General features: G+C 63.9%; 17 protein-coding genes. 6 read left to right on the forward strand and 11 right to left on the reverse strand.

Annotation, left to right across the window (positions count from 1 at the left end; genetic code table 11):
* Positions 1-40 precede the first annotated feature (40 nt).
* Positions 41-1,189 (reverse strand): alpha/beta hydrolase family protein, encoded by a 1,149-nt coding sequence (locus JG746_RS01610; protein ID WP_202356597.1) that lies wholly within the window; start codon positions 1,187-1,189, stop codon positions 41-43.
* 320 nt (positions 1,190-1,509) lie between these two features.
* On the opposite strand from JG746_RS01610, the gene JG746_RS01615 reads away from it, so the two are divergent.
* Positions 1,510-2,427 (forward strand): hypothetical protein, encoded by a 918-nt coding sequence (locus JG746_RS01615; RefSeq protein WP_202356598.1) that lies wholly within the window; start codon positions 1,510-1,512, stop codon positions 2,425-2,427.
* A gap of 75 nt (positions 2,428-2,502) precedes the next feature.
* Here JG746_RS01615 and JG746_RS01620 read toward each other — a convergent pair whose 3' ends face one another.
* The 10 genes from JG746_RS01620 to JG746_RS01665 form a co-directional block, all read right to left on the reverse strand.
* The gene (locus JG746_RS01620) at positions 2,503-3,900 is read right to left on the reverse strand and encodes an NAD(P)(+) transhydrogenase (Re/Si-specific) subunit beta (protein ID WP_202356599.1); all 1,398 of its coding nucleotides are present in this window, start codon (positions 3,898-3,900) and stop codon (positions 2,503-2,505) included.
* 6 nt (positions 3,901-3,906) lie between these two features.
* Positions 3,907-4,332, reverse strand: coding sequence for a proton-translocating transhydrogenase family protein (locus JG746_RS01625; protein ID WP_446721145.1), 426 nt, complete (start codon positions 4,330-4,332; stop codon positions 3,907-3,909).
* Positions 4,332-5,606, reverse strand: coding sequence for a Re/Si-specific NAD(P)(+) transhydrogenase subunit alpha (locus JG746_RS01630; RefSeq protein WP_202356601.1), 1,275 nt, complete (start codon positions 5,604-5,606; stop codon positions 4,332-4,334). The genes JG746_RS01625 and JG746_RS01630 overlap by 1 nt, the downstream gene beginning before the upstream one ends.
* A gap of 87 nt (positions 5,607-5,693) precedes the next feature.
* On the reverse strand, positions 5,694-5,918 hold the full coding sequence (locus JG746_RS01635) for an aa3-type cytochrome c oxidase subunit IV (RefSeq protein ID WP_095200826.1): 225 nt from the start codon (positions 5,916-5,918) through the stop codon (positions 5,694-5,696).
* Positions 5,919-6,082: 164 nt separating this feature from the next.
* The gene (locus JG746_RS01640) at positions 6,083-6,232 is read right to left on the reverse strand and encodes a DUF3096 domain-containing protein (RefSeq protein WP_019862764.1); all 150 of its coding nucleotides are present in this window, start codon (positions 6,230-6,232) and stop codon (positions 6,083-6,085) included.
* A gap of 116 nt (positions 6,233-6,348) precedes the next feature.
* Positions 6,349-7,041, reverse strand: a complete 693-nt coding sequence (locus JG746_RS01645; protein ID WP_244730637.1) for an N-acyl amino acid synthase FeeM domain-containing protein — start codon at positions 7,039-7,041, stop codon at positions 6,349-6,351.
* Positions 7,042-7,457: 416 nt separating this feature from the next.
* Positions 7,458-9,773 (reverse strand): putative bifunctional diguanylate cyclase/phosphodiesterase, encoded by a 2,316-nt coding sequence (locus tag JG746_RS01650; protein ID WP_202356603.1) that lies wholly within the window; start codon positions 9,771-9,773, stop codon positions 7,458-7,460.
* A 142-nt stretch (positions 9,774-9,915) separates the two neighbouring features.
* Entirely contained in the window at positions 9,916-13,395 is a 3,480-nt protein-coding gene (locus JG746_RS01655; protein ID WP_202356604.1) for an indolepyruvate ferredoxin oxidoreductase family protein, read from the reverse strand.
* A gap of 219 nt (positions 13,396-13,614) precedes the next feature.
* Entirely contained in the window at positions 13,615-14,148 is a 534-nt protein-coding gene (locus JG746_RS01660) for a hypothetical protein (protein WP_202356605.1), read from the reverse strand.
* Positions 14,141-14,752 (reverse strand): CGNR zinc finger domain-containing protein, encoded by a 612-nt coding sequence (locus JG746_RS01665; protein WP_202356606.1) that lies wholly within the window; start codon positions 14,750-14,752, stop codon positions 14,141-14,143. Before JG746_RS01665 ends, JG746_RS01660 begins: the two co-directional genes overlap by 8 nt.
* A 144-nt stretch (positions 14,753-14,896) precedes the next feature.
* Between JG746_RS01665 and JG746_RS01670 the strand changes: the two genes are divergently transcribed.
* The 5 genes from JG746_RS01670 (at position 14,897) to JG746_RS01690 (ending at position 20,047) form a co-directional block, all read left to right on the forward strand.
* Positions 14,897-15,802 carry a branched-chain amino acid ABC transporter permease gene (locus JG746_RS01670; RefSeq protein WP_202359226.1) on the forward strand — a complete coding sequence of 302 codons (906 nt, stop codon included), beginning with the start codon at positions 14,897-14,899 and terminating at the stop codon, positions 15,800-15,802.
* A gap of 184 nt (positions 15,803-15,986) precedes the next feature.
* Positions 15,987-16,571, forward strand: a complete 585-nt coding sequence (locus JG746_RS01675) for a TRAP transporter small permease subunit (protein WP_202356607.1) — start codon at positions 15,987-15,989, stop codon at positions 16,569-16,571.
* Positions 16,571-18,361 carry a TRAP transporter large permease gene (locus JG746_RS01680; protein ID WP_202356608.1) on the forward strand — a complete coding sequence of 597 codons (1,791 nt, stop codon included), beginning with the start codon at positions 16,571-16,573 and terminating at the stop codon, positions 18,359-18,361. Before JG746_RS01675 ends, JG746_RS01680 begins: the two co-directional genes overlap by 1 nt.
* Positions 18,362-18,374: 13 nt before the next feature.
* Positions 18,375-19,403 carry a zinc-dependent alcohol dehydrogenase family protein gene (locus tag JG746_RS01685; RefSeq protein ID WP_202356609.1) on the forward strand — a complete coding sequence of 343 codons (1,029 nt, stop codon included), beginning with the start codon at positions 18,375-18,377 and terminating at the stop codon, positions 19,401-19,403.
* 269 nt (positions 19,404-19,672) lie between these two features.
* Positions 19,673-20,047: a VOC family protein gene (locus JG746_RS01690; RefSeq protein WP_202356610.1), complete on the forward strand. Its 375-nt coding sequence runs from the start codon at positions 19,673-19,675 to the stop codon at positions 20,045-20,047.
* Positions 20,048-20,078 lie beyond the last annotated feature (31 nt).

The raw sequence follows: 20,078 nt of genomic DNA on the forward strand, positions 1-20,078 counted from the left end.
CAGAACGAACAAGAGCTTGAAGCGCGTCGGCTCAAACCTTTCAGTGCGACGCGCTTTGAGACTGCAGCGATGCGGTGAAGAAGCTTGCAAGGGCGGCGTTGAGGCGCTGATGAAACGCTGCCCGGTCGAAGCCGGGTGCGTCAACGCAAGCCATGGGTGCAATGGCGCGCAGGCGAGTGCTGCAAGGCGGCAGGAACGCATAGTGGCCTGCCAGAGGCTCTACATGATACTCCGGCGGTCGGGGCAATGCCGAACGGATGTGTTCTTCATACCAAGGGTCGGGTTGATGCCGGTCGTTGGCCGCGCGCCACAGGAGCACCGGGATCTGAACCGAAGCAAGGCCGGCACGGTCAAAGGTGAAGCCGAACGCCGGCGCGGCGGCTGCGATGGCGCGGATTCGCCGATCGGGCTTCCACGCATCCGGCGGTGGCTGGGGCGCTTGTGCGACGGAATGAACACCGGCTTTCGCCAGCGTGGTGCAAAGATCATGTTGCGGATTTGCGGCGCAATATGGGTCGATCCGGCCGAGATCGGGTATACCGCCCGCTTCGACCAGTACGGCGAAGCCGCCATTCGAGAACCCGAAGGCGCCGATGCGCTGCGGATCGATGTCGGCGTGGCCCTGCCAGTCCGTCAGCATGAAATCGATCAGCCGGCTTAGCTGGGCAGGCCGGCGCCACAGCATCATCACCTTGCTCTGGTCGTCGAAAGTATCGCCGGCATGGCTGACCGCGGCGACGATGAAGCCGGCTCTCGCCAACGCGATCGCCGTGTCATAGTGGCCGGCATAGGATCCGCCGCCGCCGTGAGAGATCACGACAAGCGGCAGCGCATGGCCTTTCACCGGACCGGAAGGCGCAACATGTTGCTTGAAGTTTTCCAGCGGCACATCCTGCGCCTCGGCTGACGTCGGGTACCAGATACCGGCGGCCAACGGTGGCTCGTCGCCATTAGGAACGCGAACGGCTTGGAAGCCCACGGGAGAAAGATGCGCGGTGTCGTCGGCAGCCGAACCGGCCGATGCCGCGCCGACCGGCGCACCGGCTGCGGCGGCCGGGGTCGCGCCCCACGTGAACAGACCAGAGAGCAAGACCAGGCCGACGAAAATTGCCTGGCGCAGCCCGCTGCCAGGAGCCCAAATCCGCTGGTTTTTTGCTTCTTGCCTCTTCTGGAATTTCCTTGGAGTCATTTGTCCTCCTACCTGGCAAGGCACTTCGAAGAAAATTCGTCCGGATTTCCGCTTTTGCCCGACCCGACCTAGGGGTCAAATCACAACAACATGATCGCTTGAGACATCGGTGCGAAGCGGCGCTCCGAATTGTTCCATCGCCGGCAAACGAAATCATTTTATGGCCCGCCGGAACGGAAGCCCTCCCGGGACATTGTGACGACATCGAACACAATTTCTCACAGGAGGCCTTTATGGGACGTGGCATTTTGCTCTGGTTGCTCGGTATTCCGATCCCGATCATCATCCTCATCATGCTGTTCGTACGGTAGGGGGCGTTGATGCAGCCCACCGTATCGGCCATCGACCTGTCCGCTTCAGAAGAATCCTCCGCTACAGCCGTCAGCTGGGGCCCCATCATTGCCGGTGCCTTCGCGGCTTCGACCCTGACCTTCATCCTCATGCTGCTCGGCTCCGGGCTTGGGCTCAGCATGGTTTCGCCATGGTCGGGCTCCGGCGCGTCGATCACCACCTTCGCGGTGTCCACCGCTATATGGCTGGTCATCGTGCAATGGCTGTCCTCCGGCGTCGGCGGCTACCTTGCCGGGCGCCTGCGCACCAAATGGGTCGGTGTCCACACCGACGAGGTCTATTTCCGTGACACCGCCCATGGCTTCCTCGCCTGGGCGCTGGCAACGCTGCTCGTTGTCGGCGTGCTCGGCTCGGCTCTCTCCGCGGCAGTTGGTACAGGCGTGCAGGCTGTCTCCACCGTAGCGTCGGGCGCCGCCATGGGCGCATCGGCTGGCGCCTCCGCCAATGCAGGCAGCGCAACGGCCGACAATGCGACCTCCTATCTGGTGGATTCGCTGTTCCGCCCGGCCGATCCGAGCAAGCTCGCGGCGGCCAATCCGGAGAGCGATGCGGCCGCGGTCGGACAGGCTTCGCGCATCCTCGTCGCCAGTGCCGCCGCTGGCGAGATTTCGGCTGACGACAAGACCTATCTGTCGCAGCTGGTTGCCGCCCGCACCGGCCTTTCCGAGGCCGACGCCAAGGCGCGCGTCGATGCGATGGTCGCCAAGGTCGAGGAGGCCAAGGTCAAGGCCAAGCAGGCCGCCGACACCGCCAGGAAGGCCAGCGCCACCTTTGCCCTGCTCGGCGCCTTGTCGCTGGTCATCGGCGCCTTCATCGCCAGTGCCGCGGCAGCGATCGGCGGCAGGCAGCGCGACGAAGAGGAAGCGGTTTTCCTGACCAACCGCTGAACGCGGTCCTGCGCCAGAAATGAAAGAGCCCGGCTCCAAAAGCCGGGCTCCTTGCCTTTCCGCTTGTCGGCCGGATCAATGATCCATGGCCTTGACGATTTCCTCGGTCATCTTCTTGGCGTCGCCGAGCAGCATCATGGTGCCGTCCTTGTAGAACAGCGTGTTGTCGATGCCGGCATAGCCGGAGCCGAGCGAGCGCTTGACGAACAGGCAGGTGCGCGCCTTGTCGACGTCGAGGATCGGCATGCCGTAGATGGGGCTCGACTTGTCATCCCGCGCGGACGGGTTGGTGACGTCGTTGGCGCCGATGACATAGGCGACATCGGCCTGCGCGAATTCGGAGTTGATGTCTTCCAGCTCGAACACCTCGTCATAGGGCACGTTGGCTTCGGCCAAGAGCACGTTCATGTGGCCGGGCATGCGCCCGGCAACCGGGTGGATGGCGTACTTCACGTCGACGCCATTGGCCTTGAGCTTATCGGCCATTTCGCGCAGCGCGTGCTGCGCCTGGGCGACCGCCATGCCGTAGCCCGGCACGATGATGACCTTCTGCGCGTTCATCATCAGATAGGCGGCGTCGTCGGCCGAGCCCTGCTTGACCGTGCGCTCGATGCCGTCGTCGGCCGCTGCAGCGGTCTCGCCGCCGAAGCCGCCGAGGATGACCGAGATGAAGCTTCGGTTCATGCCCTTGCACATGATGTAGGACAGGATCGCGCCGGACGAGCCGACCAGCGCGCCGGTGATGATCAGCGCCAGGTTGCCGAGCGTGAAGCCGAGTGCCGCCGCCGCCCAGCCCGAATAGGAATTCAGCATCGAGACGACGACCGGCATGTCGGCGCCGCCGATCGGGATGATCAGCAAGATGCCGAGCACCAGCGAGGCGGCGACGATCAGCCAGAACACCAGTTTTGACTCGGTGGCGACGAGCAGCACGATCAGCACGATGAGCGCGACGCCGAGGGCCGCGTTGATGAAATGGCGGCCGCCGATCATGATCGGCTTGCCGGACATGCGGCCGTCGAGCTTCAGGAAGGCGATGACCGAGCCAGTGAAGGTGATGGCGCCGATGGCGACGCCAAGGCTCATCTCGATCAGCGCCTGGGCATGGATGTCGCCATCCGTGCCAATACCAAAACTTTCCGGCGCGTAGATGGCGGCTGCCGCCACCATGACGGCGGCGAGGCCGACGAGGCTGTGGAAGGCGGCAACCAGCTGCGGCATCGAGGTCATGGCGATGCGCCGCGCGGTGACGGCGCCGACGCCGCCGCCGATGGCAAGACCGAGCACGATGAGGCCAAAGCGCCCGGCCGACGGGGTTGCCAGCGCCAGCGTCGTGGCGATGGCGATGGCCATGCCGATCATGCCGTAGAGATTGCCCTGCCGACTGGTGGTCGGATGCGACAGGCCGCGCAACGCCATGATGAACAGGACGCCGGAGACCAGATAGAGGAAGGACGCGAAGTTGGCGTTCATGGCGCTCTACTTGTCCTTCTTCTTGTACATGGCCAGCATGCGCTGGGTGACGAGGAAGCCGCCGAAGATGTTGACCGAGACCAGCATCAGCGCGACGAAGCCGAAGCCCGCGGCAACGCCGGAAGCGGCGATGCCGACAGCAAGCAGCGCACCGACGACGATCACCGAAGAGATGGCATTGGTGACGGCCATCAGCGGCGTGTGCAAAGCCGGGGTTACCGACCAGACGACATAGTAGCCGACGAAGATCGCCAGCACGAAGATGGCGAAGCGGAAGACGAAGGGATCGATGGCGCCGCCGGAGATTGCATGCGCGGCATCACCCGCCGCCTCGGCGCCGCCCGGCGCATTGGCCAGGTTCTGCACCGCAAGCTTGACGGCGGCGGAGGCCTGGTCGAGCTGGTCGAGGGCTTTCTGCAGGGTCTGATCCATCACGCGGTCCCTTTCGACTTGGACGAGGACGACTTGGATGCGGCGGTTTTCCTGGGTGCGGCCTTCTTGGGCGCGGCCGAGGCATCGGCGACCATGGTCGTGGCCGGGATCGCGGCCGGTTCGACATGAGGCTGCTGGTTGGCCTTGGCGAAGGCCGGATGCACCACCTTGCCGCCATCGGTCAGCATCGTCGCCTTGACCAGATCGTCGTCGCGGTTGATGGCGAGCGTCTTGGTGGTCTTGTCGACCAGCGTTTCCAGGAACGCGAACAGGTTCTTGGCATAGAGCAGCGAGGCGGAAGCGGCGACGCGGCCCGGCACGTTGAGGTGGCCGACGATCTTTACGCCATTGGCCGTGGTTACCACCTGACCCGGCTGAGCCCCTTCGACATTGCCGCCGCGCTCGACGGCGAGGTCGACGAGCACCGAGCCCGGCTTCATCGAGGCGACCATCGCCGCCGACACCAGCTTCGGCGCCGGCCGGCCGGGGATCAGCGCCGTGGTGATGACGATGTCCTGCTTGGCAATGTGCTCTGATGTGAGCGCCGCCTGCTTGGCCTGGTATTCCTTGGACATTTCCTTGGCGTAGCCGCCGGCGGTCTCGGCCGCCTTGAACTCCTCGTCCTCGACGGCCAGGAATTTGGCGCCGAGCGAGGCGACCTGTTCCTTGGCGGCGGGGCGCACGTCGGTGGCGGTGACGACGGCACCAAGGCGGCGGGCCGTGGCGATCGCCTGCAGGCCGGCGACGCCGACGCCCATGATGAAGATTTTCGCCGCCGGCACCGTGCCGGCCGCCGTCATCATCATCGGCAAGGCGCGGTCATATTCCGAAGCGCCGTCGATCACCGCCTGATAGCCGGCAAGGTTGGCCTGCGAGGACAAGACGTCCATCGACTGGGCGCGGGTGATGCGCGGCATGAACTCCATCGAGAAAGCGGTGACGCCGGCCTTGGCAAGGGCTGCCACGGCGGCATCGTTGCCGTAGGGGTCCATGATGGCGATCACAGCCGCGCCGGATTTGTAGCTCTTCAGCTCGGCATCCGTCGGCCGGCGCACCTTCAGCACCACGTCGGCCTTGGCGACATCGGAAGCCTTGCCGATGGCGGCACCTGCCTTGGCAAACTCTTCGTCGGGGATGCGCGACCGCGTGCCGGCGCCTTTTTCGACAATCACGTCGAGGCCAAGCCCCGCCAGCCGCTTCACCGTATCGGGCGAGGCCGCGACACGCGGCTCGTTCGCGTCGAGCTCACGAGGGATGAAAACCGTCTGTCCCACCGCATGATCCTTTCGGCTGGAACCTGTTTGCGCAAAGTGTCGGCCGGATTATCCGGCGACGTCAATGGCAACGGGGTTTTGGAAGGTCTATCGCAGAATGAAGGCGCCGACGGCCATGATCAGGATGAACAGTATGGTCGCCGAGAAGAAACCGGCCGCGAAGAAGCCGAAAGCCATCGCGATGAGCAACGCGCCGCAGAACAGCGATCCGTATTTGGCCAGAGCGAGGAAGCCCGCATAGGTGCGGTCATGCTCGGCATAGTCCATCTTCGCGCCCAGTTCGACAGGACCGGTCGGCGAGTGATCAGCCATAGGAATACCCCTTCGAAGACATCTTTCTGGCACATAGCGAAAAGCCGGCCCGAGAGCAATGGCGCTATTGCCGCATTGGAGCCGACAACTGCCTCAAGGGAAATTTGAAACCGCCGGCCGGTTCGGCGAAGGGCGGCGTTTGCGGCAGGCTCGCTCGGCAGCCCTCAACCGGCGAGGTGCGGGAAAAGCCCGAGCAGCCCAACGACGATCAGATAGAGCGCGACGATGTAGTTCAGCAGCCGCGGCATGATCAGGATCAGCACGCCGGCGATCAGCGAGATAAGCGGTGTGAGCGCGAGCTGGGAAATATGCATGTCGGGGTCCTTCTGGCATGTCCGCCTGGATGACAAGGACGGAGCGACGGCGCTCCGCCGTCATCACAACGCGAATCTGGCCGGAAGGCTCCAGACGCGTCGCAAAAACGAGGACCTCAGGCGGCGGCGCGATAGTATTTCGCGGTCGGCACGACGGACAAGGGTGTCAGCCGGTTGATGGCCGGATTGGCGAACATCAGCCGTTGCTCCATGGGCGTCGACCTGAAGAAGGGGAACCGCTCGAGCGTCAGGCGCATATTTTCGCCGGCAGGGATTTCGAACAGGGCGATCCGGGTGAGCACGCCCGGAAATTCCTTGGCCTCGGTCCTCTGCACGGCATTGAAATAACGGGAATAGAAATTGGAATGCTCGACCTTGACCGGCGTCAGCACCGAGTCCTGGCCGAAATAGAGCGAGGCCACCATGGCAAGCCTGAGCGTCAGGAACGGCAGCACTCCGGGGGCTGGCGCAGCGTCGGGATCGGTTGCAAACCGGGTTCCGTCGATAAAGGTTTCTCCGCGGGCAAGCCGCTCGAGCAGTATTTCCGGATAGGCATCGACGGAAGGCGAATTCGGGTGCTCGCGAGAAATGTAATGGAAGCGGATCGTGCTGACCAGTTCGCCATAGCAATAGACACCGAACCGGTAGGAATTGGGCAGATTGTCCCAGCGATCCTCGAACATCCCGCTGGCGATCGGGCCGCACATGCCTGAACGCAGATAGGATTTATAGCGAAGCCGGTAAATCGCCTCCAGATCCTCGCCTCCGGTAATGAGGCGATAATCGACATGCTCCAGCAGTTGCATCATCGATCGATTCAGCACCGAATCGCCGGCTGCCCTGACCACGCCAGACGTATTCCTTGCAGCCGCAGCAGCATCCATCATCTGTCCTCGAAATTTCCGCCTGGAAATACGCTAGTCGAGTCAAAATGAGACACAAGCAGAAACTTGGACACTGTTGATTTACCTTATGTTAACCTTAACGTCCGCGCCCGTTGAGAATCCTGGCGAGCAGCGCGCCTGGAACCGACGCGTTCATCACCTCCAAGACATCGCGCCTCGACAAACAGGCGCGTGAGCCAGGTTCCGGGAAGGGCCTTTTCGGGCAACATCGCGCAAAAGCAAGATCGCGGCGAGACGACGACCCAAGCAAATTTGCCTGAGGTCGATATCAAGGGCGTTGCTTGAATCGAAAGAATTATCCGCGCGGCGAAATGACGGAGCTAAACGGCTGTCCGTTTGCCGGCGCGACGCAGGTCGGCCGCGAACGGCCAAGTGACATTCGACATCGTCTCGATACCCGATGCACTGAGCGCGGCACCGAAGAGGAAGCCTTGCACGAGATCCGGTTTGACCTGCAAGGCCAGGATCTTGAGCTGTTCGAAGGTCTCGACGCCTTCGACTGTCACGGAAAGGCCCAGTGGCCGTGACAGATTGACGATACCCTTGAGCAATTCCAGCGAACGCGCGTTCTGGGTGACGTCCATCAGGAACGAACGGTCGATCTTGATCTTGTCGAGCGGCAGCTTGTGGAGGTAGCTCAGGCTCGAATAGCCGGTGCCGAAATCGTCAAGCGCAATGCGAACACCGATCTGCTTCAGTTCCTCGATATACTGGCGCGTCAGCGACTTGTCGTCGAGCAGTGCCGTTTCGGTGACTTCGATCTCCAGCCGGCCGGCGGCGAGGCCGGAGCTCGCCAGCGCATCGCGAACCTTTTGGATGACGTCGCGGCTGCGGAAATCCTTGGCCGACAGGTTGACCGAGACGCTGGTCTGATCAGGCCATTTGGCGCATTCGGTGCAGGCCGCCTGCAGCACGAAAGTGCTGATTTCGGAAATGATGCCCATTTCCTCGGCCAGCGGAATGAAGATGCCCGGCGAAATCGGTCCGAGATCGGGATGATCCCAGCGGCACAGCGCCTCGCAGCTGGCGATGCGCATGGTGTTCATCGCCACGATCGGCTGATAGACGACCCGCAGGCTCTTGCTTTCCACCGCGCTGCGCAGATCCGCCTTCATCAGCTGTCGGTTGCGGAACGCGGCGTCCATTGCCGCCTCGAACAGCCGCCAGCCGTTCTTGCCAAGCTCCTTGGCCTTGTAAAGCGCCAGATCCGCCTTGACGATCATGGCGTCGACATCGCTGTCCCTGACCCGTGCCAACACCGCGCCGCCGCTGGTCTGGATGCGCAACCCGTGGCCGGCGACGTCCACCTCGCCCTGCAACGCCGCGAAGATCTCGTCGATCTGCGTGGTCAGATGGCTCTCATCCTCGATGCGGTCGAAGAAGATCATGAATTCGTCGCCGCCGAAACGGCTGACGGTGATGCCTTGCCCGGCAACGGCGGCAAGACGCTCGGCGACCGCGTAGATCAGCCCGTCGCCGATCGGATGGCCGAGCGTGTCGTTGACGCTCTTGAAATCGTCGAGGTCGAGCACGGCCAGGCCGCAGAAACGGTCGCGATCGCCCGACGCCATCGCCTCGCCGACCAGTTCGTGGAAATAGGCGCGATTGGGCAGGCCGGTGAGATTGTCGTAACGCGCCATGAAGCGGATCTTGTCTTCCGCCTCGACGCGCGCCGTCACGTCCTCGAAGGTGATGACGCCGAGTTCCTGGCTGCCTTCGCGGGCCGAGAATTCATAATGCTGGCCATTGGCCAGCGACACCAGGACCTTGCGGTCCCGGCCTTCGCGCAGGGCGCGCGTCAGCTGGGCCTCGATGTAGCGGCAGTCCTTCGGCGCCAGCATGCCGCCGGCGACGCCGCGCATCAAAAGACCATGGATCGACCGCCCAAGCAGCGCATTCGCGGACTTGAGCGACATCAGATGGGCGGCTTCGGCATTGGCCACCGCCACCCGGCCATTGGGTCCGAGCATGACGAGGCCGTGCGACATTGTGTTGAGGGCGCGGTCGAACCTGTGCGCCAGCTTCCTCGCTTCCTTATGGCCGATGACAGCCGAGAAAAGCACGTTGCGGACGTGGTCGGCGCTGTTGATCGTGATGAACGTCAGCGGGATGATCATCAACCCGAGAACGACCGAGGGAACATCCATGCGCAGCAGCAGCGCAAGTGCCGCCGGACCAATGAAGGTCACGGAAAAAATCCGCACCATGAGCGGAGAGCCGTAGTTGCGGCCAACAACCGTCACCAAGGTTGCGATGGCCAGCGACGTCGCGGCCAGTTCGGCAAACGGATCGGGATAGACATAGATCGATATGAAACACAGCGCGCCCAGGCCGAGGCCTTGCAGGCTGCCCTTCAGGATATAGGTGCGCTCCCACCGCCGCGCCTCTTCGACATTGGCTATTACGCCGCCCGCCTTCCGAAAGCCGCGAATGCCGGAGTAACGGAAAAGGCTGATGGACAGCAGACCAAACGAAAAACCCAGGAACAAAGGGTTTTGCGTACGCAAATAGATCATGAATCCGAGGATCCAGTAGCATACGCCGCCGATTACCAGCATGTGGGCGTTGTCGAACAACGACCGCACAAACTGGATATAAACATCCGCGGGGATGTTCTCGGTTTTTGTCCTGCCCATATTGTCGGCCCAACGCTAAGCCTTGTCATGTCACACCCGCCTTAAGAAAGGCTTAGAACAGGGACTACGACTGAGGTGCCAGGGGTCCGCAAATGCAGGACAGACCAGGAAAATCAAGCTTCAGGTAAACAAGGCGTATCCATCACTCGGCGGCCTGAAGTTCCGCCTGCGTCGGCGCGCTCGACAGGCGCTCGAGCAGCCTTTGACGCTCGCCCGCGGCTTTTTGGGCGCTCGCCTGCCGGACATGGCCATAACCACGGATGAGCGCGGGGACCGAGACCAGAGCAACCGCCGCCTCGGCCTTGCCAGGCGCCAGCGACCTGATGACGAGTTCGAGATCGCCCTCATATTGCGCCAAAAGCTGCCGTTCCATGCGCCGTTCGGCGGTGTAGCCGAACAGGTCGAAAGCAGTGCCGCGCAAGCCCTTCAGCGCCGCCAGCAGGCGGAAACCCTTCATCATCCACGGGCCGAAGCTCGACTTCCGAGGGCTTCCGTCATTGCCGCGACGGCCCATGATCGGCGGGGCAAGATGGAATTCGAGTTTTTCATAGCTCTGGAACTGTTTGCCAAGCTCGGCGGCGAAAGAGCCGTCGGTGTAGAGCCGCGCCACCTCGTACTCGTCCTTGATCGCCATCAGCTTGAACAGGTTCCTAGCGGCCGCTTCGGTCACCACGGTCGAACCGGGCACGGCCTTGGCCTCCGCGGCGCGCAGCAGCGAAAGCCTGTCGGCATAGCGCTTGCCGTAGCCGGCGTTCTGATAGGCGCTCAGGAAGGCGACACGGCGGGCGATGATCTCGTCCAGCGTCTGCGCGATCGGGGCGGTCTGTCCCGCCTTGCCCGGCTGGGCGACGAGGCCGCGCACGAAATCCGGCTGGTGCGCCGCGCGGCGGCCCCAGCGGAAGGCGGCGATGTTCATGGCCACCGCTTCGCCGTTGAGCTCGATGGCCCGCTCGACAGCCTCGGCCGACAGCGGCAGGCCGCCATGCTGGAAGGCAAAGCCGAGCATGAACATGTTGGCGCCGAGCGAATTGCCGAACAGCGCCGTGGCGGTGCGGGTGGCATCGAAGAAATGCGCCTTGTCGTCGCCGGCGGCGGCGCGGATCGCCTTCTTCAGGCGTTCGATCGGCAAGGAGAAATCGGCCGAACGGGCAAACTCGCCGGGCATGATCTCGGCGGTGTTGGCGAGGAAGATCGTATGGCCCTCGCGCACCGCCGTCAGCACCTTCTTGGCGCCCGACACGACGAGATCGCAGCCAAGCACGAGGTCGGCCTTGCCCGCCGAGACGCGGATGGCATGGATGTCGTCCGGCGTGCGGGCGATGCGGACATGGGTGAACACCGAGCCGCCCTTCTGGGCGAGGCCGGCCATGTCGATCATGCCGCAGCCTTTGTCCTCCAGATGAGCCGCCATGCCGAGCACGGCGCCGACAGTGACGACGCCGGTGCCGCCGACGCCGTCGATGATCGCCGCCCAGCCTTGCTCGCCAAGCGGGAACTCGGCCGGTGTGGGCACGCCGTCAAGCGGATCGGTCTTGCCGGCAAGGCCTTCCGCCTTGCGGATCTTGGCGCCGTGCACGGTGACAAAGGACGGGCAGAAGCCGTTGACGCAGGAGAAATCCTTGTTGCAGCTCGACTGATCGATCTTGCGCTTGCGGCCGAATTCGGTCTCCACCGGCTGGATCGAGACGCAGTTCGACTGCACGCCGCAGTCACCGCAGCCTTCGCAGACCAACTCGTTGATGAAGACGCGCTTGTCGGGATCGGGAAAGGTGCCGCGTTTGCGGCGCCGGCGTTTTTCGGCAGCGCAGGTCTGGTCATAGAGCAGGATCGACACGCCCTTGACGTCGCGCAGCTCGCGCTGGACCAGATCGAGGTCGTCGCGGTGATGGATGGTGGCGCCGGCCGGGAATTCGGCCTTGCCGGCGTATTTGTCCGGTTCGTCGGTGACGATGGCGATGCGGTCGACGCCCTCGGCCCGCACCTGCCTGGCGATCATGTCTACCGTCAGCCCGCCCTCATGCGGCTGGCCGCCGGTCATGGCCACCGCGTCATTGTAGAGGATCTTGTAGGTGATGTTGGCTTCGCTCGACAAAGCGAAGCGGATCGCCAGCGTGCCGGAATGATTGTAGGTGCCGTCGCCGAGATTCTGGAAGATGTGGCCGCGCTTCGAGAACGGCGCCTGGCCGACCCATTGCGCGCCCTCGCCGCCCATGGCCGTGAAGCCCAGCGTGTTGCGGTCCATCCACAGCGCCATGAAATGGCAGCCTATGCCGGCGGCGGCGATCGAACCGTCGGGCACCTTGGTCGAGGAATTATGGGGACAGCCCGAACAGAAGAAAGGCGTGCGCGAACCGATGTCGGTGGCGTCCGCCAGCATGGCCTGGAACTGGCGCAGCTTGCCCACCCGCGCCGAGATCTCCTCCGACGGGCCGATGGTCTTGACGATCCTCTCGCCAAGGGCAATGGCGATCTCGTTGGGATCAAGCGCGCCCTTGGCCGGAAACAGCCAGTCGCCACGCTCGTCCTTCTTGCCGACGATGACCGGCTGCGAGGCGGTGCCGTAGAGGCTTTCGCGCAGTTGCACCTCGATCAGCGAACGCTTCTCCTCGACGACCACGATGGTCTCGAGGCCGCGGGCAAAGTCGGCGATGTGATGCAGGTCGAGCGGCCACGGGCAGCCGACCTTGAACAGCCGCACGCCGATGCGGTTGGCGGCGGCCTCGTCGATGCCGATATCCTCCAGCGCCTGGCGGACATCGAGATAGCTCTTGCCCAGCGTGATAATGCCGAGCTTGGGGTTGCGGCCGCCGGAATAGACGATGCGGTTCAGCCCGTTGGCATGGATGAAGGCGGAGGCCGCGGCACGCTTGTATTCGTGCAGCCGCTCCTCCTGGCCCAGCATGTCGATCTCGTGGCGGATGTTGAGGCCGCCCGGCGGCATGTCGAACTCCGGCACGACAATGTTCAAGCGTTCGAGAGAGGCATCGACCGAGGCCGTCGATTCGATGTTGTCCTTGACGCATTTGATCGCCGCCCAGGTGCCGGCGAAACGTGACATGGCAAAGCCGTACAGGCCGTAATCGATGATTTCCTGGACGCCGGCCGGATTGAGGATCGGCACCATGGTGTCGACGAAGAGGAATTCGGTGGCGTGCGCGTTGGTCGAGGATTCGGCCATGTGGTCGTCGCCCATGAGCGCAAGCACGCCGCCATGCTTGGACGAGCCGGCGAGATTGGCATGGCGGAACACATCTCCCGAACGATCGACGCCCGGGCCCTTGCCGTACCAGACGGAAAAGACACCGTCATGGGTGCCCTCGCCCAGCAGTTCCGTCTGCTGCGATCCCCAGCAGGCGGTGGCGGCAAGCTCCTCGTTGAGGCCGGGCTGGAAGACGATGTCAGCGCCGGCGAGCTGCTTCTTCGCCTTCCACAGCTGCATGTCGAGGCCGCCGAGCGGCGAGCCGCGATAGCCGGAGACGAAGCCGGCCGTGTTGAGGCCTGCGCGGCGGTCGCGCTCGCGCTGCATCAGGAGCATGCGGATGACCGCCTGCGCGCCGGACAGGAAGATGCGCTCCTTCCCGAGGTCGAACTTGTCGTCGAGCGCGACATCATGCAGCGTCATCAGGCATTTCCTCTGCGAAGGCCGCGCGGGGGCAAGCAGCCAACGTCGGGGTCGGATGACGCATCCTTTCTCCCCTTGCAAGTGAGGTCAAACAAAATCGCAGGGACCAGGCAAAGTGCAACAAACGGTCCAGCGGGTGCCGGGCCACGCATGAAACCACACACCGACAGCATGACGGCGAACGAAAACTCCGGCCGGAATCGATGCCGCCGGAAGGCGTCAGCCGGCTTTCGAGCAATCCGGCTTTGGCTCGCCCGGCAGCTTGCCGTCGGGATGGCCGGCGAGGTCGGGATTGGCCGTATAGAGCTGGTCCATGACCAGCGGCCGGTCGGGCAGGATCGACTGGTCTTCCGTCGACATCAGCGTCGTGTCGATCTTCTGCAGCACCGCGCCGTCGGGACCCTTGATGCTGATGGCGATGGCATAGGGCTTGTTCTTGACGATGCAGGTCAGCGCCGGGCTCTCCAGGCTGACTTTGTCGAGCTTCGGCCAGACCTTCTGCTCAACCACCAACGGCTCGCCGCCGGCGGGGTTCTGGAAGCTGGCAACCGCCACCTGGCCCTCGCCCATGGGCTGCAAGGGGCGCAATGTCACGACATAGGTCGCCCTGGCGAGACGGTAATTGAAGATGAATATCTTGCCGGAGACCTCGAACAGCTTGCCGTCGCCGCCGGTATCGCGGCAGGCGCCGAGCGTCGCTGCGGCAATCAGAATGGCGCCGGCAACGAGCGCGCGTGAAAATCCTCTAGGCATCCTTGACCTCATGGGCCGCCATGCGGCGGCGGCGATAATGGCGACTTGCCTTCTGCCGGTTGCCGCACACCGCCATGTCGCACCAAAGGCGGCTGGAATTGCGGCTTCTGTCGACGAACAGCCAGGTGCAGTTGGGGCAGATCCTGAGCCTTGCGGTGGTGTCGTCGCGCAGCAGCGAAAGGGCCGAGACCGCGAGCGCCGCCTCGAAAGCGATCGGCACCGCCGGATCGCCGAACGGCCTTCCCGGCACGCCGACCTCGGTCCGGCTGCCGGCCAGGCCCTCGGCGCAGGCGCGCAGGAAATCGGGCAGGTCGGCCGTGGCGACCGCGCCCTTCGAAACCGCGCCGCGAAACAGCCGGTCGGTCGTCTCGCGGATCGACAGCACGACGGGCGCGATTGCCGTCGGCGAAGACACCGTCAGCCGCCTGTCGCCGAGTTCGGCGGCGCGAAAGCTGCTAGCCGCGTCGGCGAAGCGGGCGATTTCGACCGGATCGGCGAAACGGTCGAACGTGCGCTCCGGATCGCCGCGCAGCACGACGGTGTTCGCCGTATCGAGCGCAAGCAGGCCGCCGGTGAAACGATGCGGGGTCCAGGCAACTGTCATGCTGCAAAATCTAACCGATAAATCGCATTTGACAAGTTATATTCGGCAATGCAAACCTCCGCCGCACACGGTATCGTTGCCTTTGTCTCGAGCATTCCGTCGTTCCAAACCGCTGTCGGCGAGATGCTTCTGGTGTTGTTAAGCATGCTCTATTTCTTCCAGCAGGTGCTGAACGGGCTGCATTCCGGCGCGCTCTACGCGCTGCTCGCCTTCGGTTACGTGCTGATCAACGGCATCCTGCACCGGACCAACCTCGCCTATGGGGCGCTGTTCGCCTTTAGCGGCCAAGCCATGATCCTGAGCGTCGCCTTCGCCTACCAAATGCTGTGGCTGACGCTGCTGGCGTCGGTGCTGTTCGGCGTGGTCGCGGCATTCCTGTATGCCGCGCTGATCAGCCACGTCCTGTCGCGCAGCGTCTTCGAGCCGTTGGCCGACCGCTCGCCCAACGCCATCGTGGTGACGACGCTCGGCATCCTGATCGTGCTGTCGGAGGGAAGCCGCATCGCGGCCGACACGCATGATCTGTGGCTGCCGCCGATGCTGGCGCAGCCCATCGTTTTCGCCGAAGGCGCCGGCTTCAAGGCGACGCTGACGCTGATCCAGGTGCTCGACTGCGCGGTGGTGCTGGCCGCGGTCATACTCGCCACCTCAGCGTTTGCCCGCTCCAGCTTCGGCCGACGCTGGCGCGCCGTCTCCGACGACCCGCGCGCCGCTGCCTTGTGCGGCGTCGATGTGCGCGGCGTGTTCCGCCATGTCGTGCTGCTCGGTGGCTTCTGCGCCGCGCTGGCCGGCGTCATGGCCAGCCTCTACTACGGTAATGTCAGCTTCGGGTCCGGCCTCGTCTATGGCCTGAAGATCCTGTTCGTGACGGCGGTCGGCGGCTATCTCTCGCCATCGCGGGCAGCGCTTGGCGCGGCCGCCTTCGGCATGGCCGAATCACTATGGGCCGGCTATTTCCCGATCGAATGGCGCGATGCGTGGATGTATCTGTTCCTGGTGGCCATGCTGATCCTGATCGGCGCCGGCCGCGACACCAGCAAAATCGTCTGAACCATCAGACTTTGGTTGCATGACGCCGGGGCACACCGCCGGTCTCCGCCCCTCGCTTTCATTTGATGCTGTTTTGTTGCTCCCATCCTTGTTGACCCGTCAGTCCACGCGCGGCATACCGTTGGACCAAGCGGCGTGACGGAAGAAGGGGAGCCGACACGCCTCCGACAAAAGGGAGGAATGCATGGCAGGGCTTCTCGCTCTATCCAGGGCGATTGATCGCGCCAACGAATTCATCGGCAAATCGGTATCCTGGCTGATCCTGCTGGCGATCCTGGTGAGCGCGGCCAACGCCGTCATCCGCAAGGTCTTCGACACTTCGTCGAATGCGTGGCTCGAGCTGCAATGGTACCTGTTCGGCGCCGCCTTCATGCTGGCCGCCGCCTATACGCTGAAGCAGAACGAGCATATCCGCATCGACATCGTCTACGGCCTGTTTTCACGCCGCGTGCAGCACTGGATCGACCTCCTCGGCCATATCCTGTTCCTGATGCCGTTCGTGACGCTGATGGTCATCTATTTCGTTCCCTATGTGTCGCTGTCGATCCGCAGCGGCGAGATGTCCAACAATTCCGGCGGGCTGATCGTCTGGCCGGCCAAGGCCATCCTGCTGGTCGGCTTTTTCCTTCTGGCGCTGCAAGGCATCTCCGAAATCATGAAGAAGATCGCCATCATGCGCGGCGTCCTGGATGATCCCAACCCCTTCATTTCCGCGCACGAACAGGCTGAGCTCGAAGCCAAGGCGCTCGCCGACGAGGTGCGCTCGTGATGGAATTCATCGCCCAGAACATGGCGCCGATCATGTTCGCCTCGCTGATCCTGTTCATGCTGATCGGCTATCCCGTCGCCTTTTCGCTGGCTGCGAATGGCTTGATGTTCTTCTTCATAGGCGTGCTTTTGACGCCCTATTCGGGCGGCGCGATCAACCTCGCCTGGCCGCTGCTCTATGCGCTGCCGGACAATTTCTACGGCAGCCGGGTGATGTCGAACGACACGCTGCTGGCCATTCCGTTCTTCACCTTCATGGGTATCGTGCTCGAACGATCTGGGATGGCCGAGGACCTGCTCGACACGATCGGCCAGCTGTTCGGGCCGATCCGCGGCGGTCTCGCCTATGCGGTGATCTTCGTCGGCGCGTTGCTGGCGGCGACCACCGGCGTGGTGGCGGCATCCGTCATCGCCATGGGGCTGATCTCACTGCCGATCATGCTGCGCTATGGCTATGACCGCCGGCTGGCGTCCGGCGTCATCGCCGCCTCCGGAACGCTCGCCCAGATCATCCCGCCCTCGCTGGTGCTGATCGTGCTGGCCGACCAGCTCGGCCGCTCGGTCGGCGACATGTATGCCGGCGCGCTGATCCCGGGCCTGGTGCTCACCGGCCTCTATGCGCTTTACATCCTCATCGTGTCGATCTTCCGGCCGAAAATGGTGCCGGCGCTGCCGCTCGAAGCACGCACGCTTGGCCATGGCGTGATGTCGTTGCTGGTGGCGCTGGCGGTAGCGGTGGCCGTTTCCTATGCGGCGTACAGCTATCTGGCGCCGGCCCATGGCGACAATGCCGATATTCTTGGCGCCTGCGTCGGTGTGATCCTGATCTATGTCGTGGCGATCGCCGACAGGAGGCTGAACATCAACATGATGTCGCGGCTGGCGCAGCAGGTCGTCATCGTGCTGATCCCGCCGCTGGCGCTGATCTTCCTGGTGCTGGGCACCATCTTCCTCGGCATTGCCACGCCGACAGAAGGCGGTGCCATGGGCGCGGTCGGCGCACTGGCCATGGCGGCGGCAAAGGGCCGGCTGTCGCTTGACGTGATCAAGCAGGCGCTGGCCTCGACGACGCGGCTGTCGTCCTTCGTGCTGTTCATCCTGATCGGCGCGCGGGTGTTCTCGCTGACCTTCTACGGCGTCAACGGCCAGATCTGGGTCGAGCACCTTTTGACCTCGCTGCCGGGCGGCGAAGTCGGCTTCCTGATCGGCGTCAACATCCTTGTCTTCTTCCTGGCCTTCTTCCTCGACTTCTTCGAACTGGCCTTCATCATCGTGCCGTTGCTGGCGCCGGCGGCTGACAAGCTCGGCATCGACCTGATCTGGTTCGGCGTGCTGCTCGGCGTCAACATGCAAACCAGCTTCATGCATCCGCCCTTCGGCTTCGCACTGTTCTACCTGCGCTCGGTCGCGGCGCGTGTGCCCTATCTCGACCGCATCACCGGCAAGCAGATCGCGCCGGTGACGACAGGCCAGATCTATTGGGGCGCGGTGCCCTTCGTGCTGATCCAGGTGGTGATGATCGGGCTGACCATCGCCTTCCCGCAAATGGTGATGCGCTACAAGGGCACGGTGATCGATCCGGGCACGATCGACTACAAGGTGCCGGAAGTGCCCGGCCTGTCGCCGCTCGGTACACCGCCGGCTGGTGGCACGGCCCCAGCCAATGGCGGCAGCGCACCGGCCGCGCCCGGCACGCCGGACCTGTCGCAACCGCCGAGTTTCGGCGATGCGCCGCCGGCGAAGCCGGCAACGCCGGCGCCGGACCTTTCGCAGCCGCCGAGCTTCAACTGATGGAGACGAGGCCATGAAAGCGGTGCGGCTGGAGGCGGTTGGCAGCATCGCATTGCGCGAGGTCGCCAAGCCCGCGCCCGGCCCGGACGAGCTTCTGGTGCGGATCGAGGCCTGCGGTGTCTGCGGCACCGACCGGCATCTTTTCCATGGCGAGTTTCCCTGCCGGCCGCCGGTGACGCCGGGACATGAATTCTCCGGCATCATCGAGGCGACCGGCAGCGCCGTATCCGGCTTTGCCGTCGGCGACCGTGTCACCGGCGATCCCAACATCGCCTGCGGGCGATGCCTGCATTGCCATGCCGGCCGGGTCAATCTCTGCCGCAATCTCAACGCCATCGGGATCCACCGCGACGGCGGCTTTGCCGAGTATGTGGTGCTGCCTCAGAAACAGGCTTTCATCCTGCCCGCCGAATTGGCGCCGACGCATGGCGCCTTCTGCGAACCGCTCGGCTGCTGCCTGCATGGCGTGGATCTGGCCGAGATCAAGCCGGGCAGTTCGGTGGTCGTGCTGGGCGGCGGCGTGATCGGCCTGCTTACGGTGCAATTGGCAAAACTGGCCGGCGCCACGACCATCATCCTGTCGACCAGGCAGGCTTCGCGGCGGGCGCTTGCCGAGGAACTCGGTGCGACGGCGACAGTCGATCCCTCAGCCGACGATGTCATCGACGCCATTGCCGGGCCAGCGGGGCTGATGCCCGGTGGCGCCGACGTGGTGTTCGAATGCGCTGGCGTGCGCGACACCGTCGAGCAGTCGATGCGGCTGGCAAGAGCCGGCGGCACGGTCGTCATCGTCGGCGTGACACCGCAAGGCATGAAGGCGGAATTCGAGCCCTTCGACCTGCTGTTTCGCGAATTGAAGGTGGTCGGCTCGTTCCTCAATCCCTACACACACCGCCGCGCCGCCGAGCTCATCGCCTCGGGTGCGATCGAGATCGACCGGCTGATCTCGAGGCAAGTGCCGCTCGAAGAGGCGGCCGACGTGATCGCCAATCCGCCGGCGCCGGGCGAGGTCAAGGTGCTGGTGGTGCCAGGCCGCCGCTGAATGTGGCAGTTGCACTTGCCGAGGGCAGGCCCGTACGCTATTCAGCGCGTGCCGAAAAAGACATGACCGGTTCGGTAGTCCGGTCTCTTCCGTTTTTGAACGGAGGCCTGTTCCGCGCATGAATATGCGGGGGAACCCGCGGCCGGCAAGCGAGGCGAAAGCCCGTGGGCCGGTTGGGTCATGTCCGGATTTCCTGATGCCACGGTCCCGCCGGTTCTCGGTCTGCAGCCAAGCCTGTCCGCGTTTCAAACCGTGACAGGACAAAGACCATGAAACTGAACCACCTCAACCTCATCACATCGGAAGTCGCGGCTCTCGCCGGCTTCTTCACCAGCCATTTCGGCTTCGAACTCGTCGCCATGCGCGGCAAGGATGCCTTCGCCATCCTGCGCGGAGCCGATGGCTTTGCTCTCAACCTGATGACGCCGGGCAAGGGAGGGCCTGCTACCTATCCCGACAATTTTCATGTCGGCTTTTTCGTCGCCAGCCCGGACCTTGTACACGCCAAGCAGGCCGAATTGACCGAAGCAGGCTTCGCGCCGGGCGAGGTCGAGGACCTGACGCGCGGCGGCTTCAACTCGACGACCTTCTACTGCATGGCGCCGGGCGGAATACTGGTCGAGGTCGGTTCCTCGCGCACCTGAAAAGAGAGACCCCGGGCGTTTCGCCCGGGGT

It is taken from the genome of Mesorhizobium sp. 113-3-3 (assembly GCF_016756495.1).
Classification (GTDB): Bacteria; Pseudomonadota; Alphaproteobacteria; order Rhizobiales; family Rhizobiaceae; genus Mesorhizobium.

What these genes read in the sequence shown, in the direction of transcription:
- JG746_RS01610 (WP_202356597.1), bottom strand. Translation starts at nt 1,189, where the DNA reads ATGACTCCAAGGAAATTCCAGAAGAGGCAAGAAGCAAAAAACCAGCGG.
- JG746_RS01640 (WP_019862764.1), bottom strand. Translation starts at nt 6,232, where the DNA reads ATGCATATTTCCCAGCTCGCGCTCACACCGCTTATCTCGCTGATCGCC.
- JG746_RS01680 (WP_202356608.1), top strand. Translation starts at nt 16,571, where the DNA reads ATGGAATTCATCGCCCAGAACATGGCGCCGATCATGTTCGCCTCGCTG.
- JG746_RS01690 (WP_202356610.1), top strand. Translation starts at nt 19,673, where the DNA reads ATGAAACTGAACCACCTCAACCTCATCACATCGGAAGTCGCGGCTCTC.
- JG746_RS01685 (WP_202356609.1), top strand. Translation starts at nt 18,375, where the DNA reads ATGAAAGCGGTGCGGCTGGAGGCGGTTGGCAGCATCGCATTGCGCGAG.
- JG746_RS01615 (WP_202356598.1), top strand. Translation starts at nt 1,510, where the DNA reads ATGCAGCCCACCGTATCGGCCATCGACCTGTCCGCTTCAGAAGAATCC.
- JG746_RS01665 (WP_202356606.1), bottom strand. Translation starts at nt 14,752, where the DNA reads ATGACAGTTGCCTGGACCCCGCATCGTTTCACCGGCGGCCTGCTTGCG.
- JG746_RS01660 (WP_202356605.1), bottom strand. Translation starts at nt 14,148, where the DNA reads ATGCCTAGAGGATTTTCACGCGCGCTCGTTGCCGGCGCCATTCTGATT.
- JG746_RS01635 (WP_095200826.1), bottom strand. Translation starts at nt 5,918, where the DNA reads ATGGCTGATCACTCGCCGACCGGTCCTGTCGAACTGGGCGCGAAGATG.
- JG746_RS01650 (WP_202356603.1), bottom strand. Translation starts at nt 9,773, where the DNA reads ATGGGCAGGACAAAAACCGAGAACATCCCCGCGGATGTTTATATCCAG.
- JG746_RS01645 (WP_244730637.1), bottom strand. Translation starts at nt 7,041, where the DNA reads ATGATGCAACTGCTGGAGCATGTCGATTATCGCCTCATTACCGGAGGC.
- JG746_RS01625 (WP_446721145.1), bottom strand. Translation starts at nt 4,332, where the DNA reads ATGGATCAGACCCTGCAGAAAGCCCTCGACCAGCTCGACCAGGCCTCC.
- JG746_RS01670 (WP_202359226.1), top strand. Translation starts at nt 14,897, where the DNA reads ATGCTCTATTTCTTCCAGCAGGTGCTGAACGGGCTGCATTCCGGCGCG.
- JG746_RS01655 (WP_202356604.1), bottom strand. Translation starts at nt 13,395, where the DNA reads ATGACGCTGCATGATGTCGCGCTCGACGACAAGTTCGACCTCGGGAAG.
- JG746_RS01675 (WP_202356607.1), top strand. Translation starts at nt 15,987, where the DNA reads ATGGCAGGGCTTCTCGCTCTATCCAGGGCGATTGATCGCGCCAACGAA.
- JG746_RS01620 (WP_202356599.1), bottom strand. Translation starts at nt 3,900, where the DNA reads ATGAACGCCAACTTCGCGTCCTTCCTCTATCTGGTCTCCGGCGTCCTG.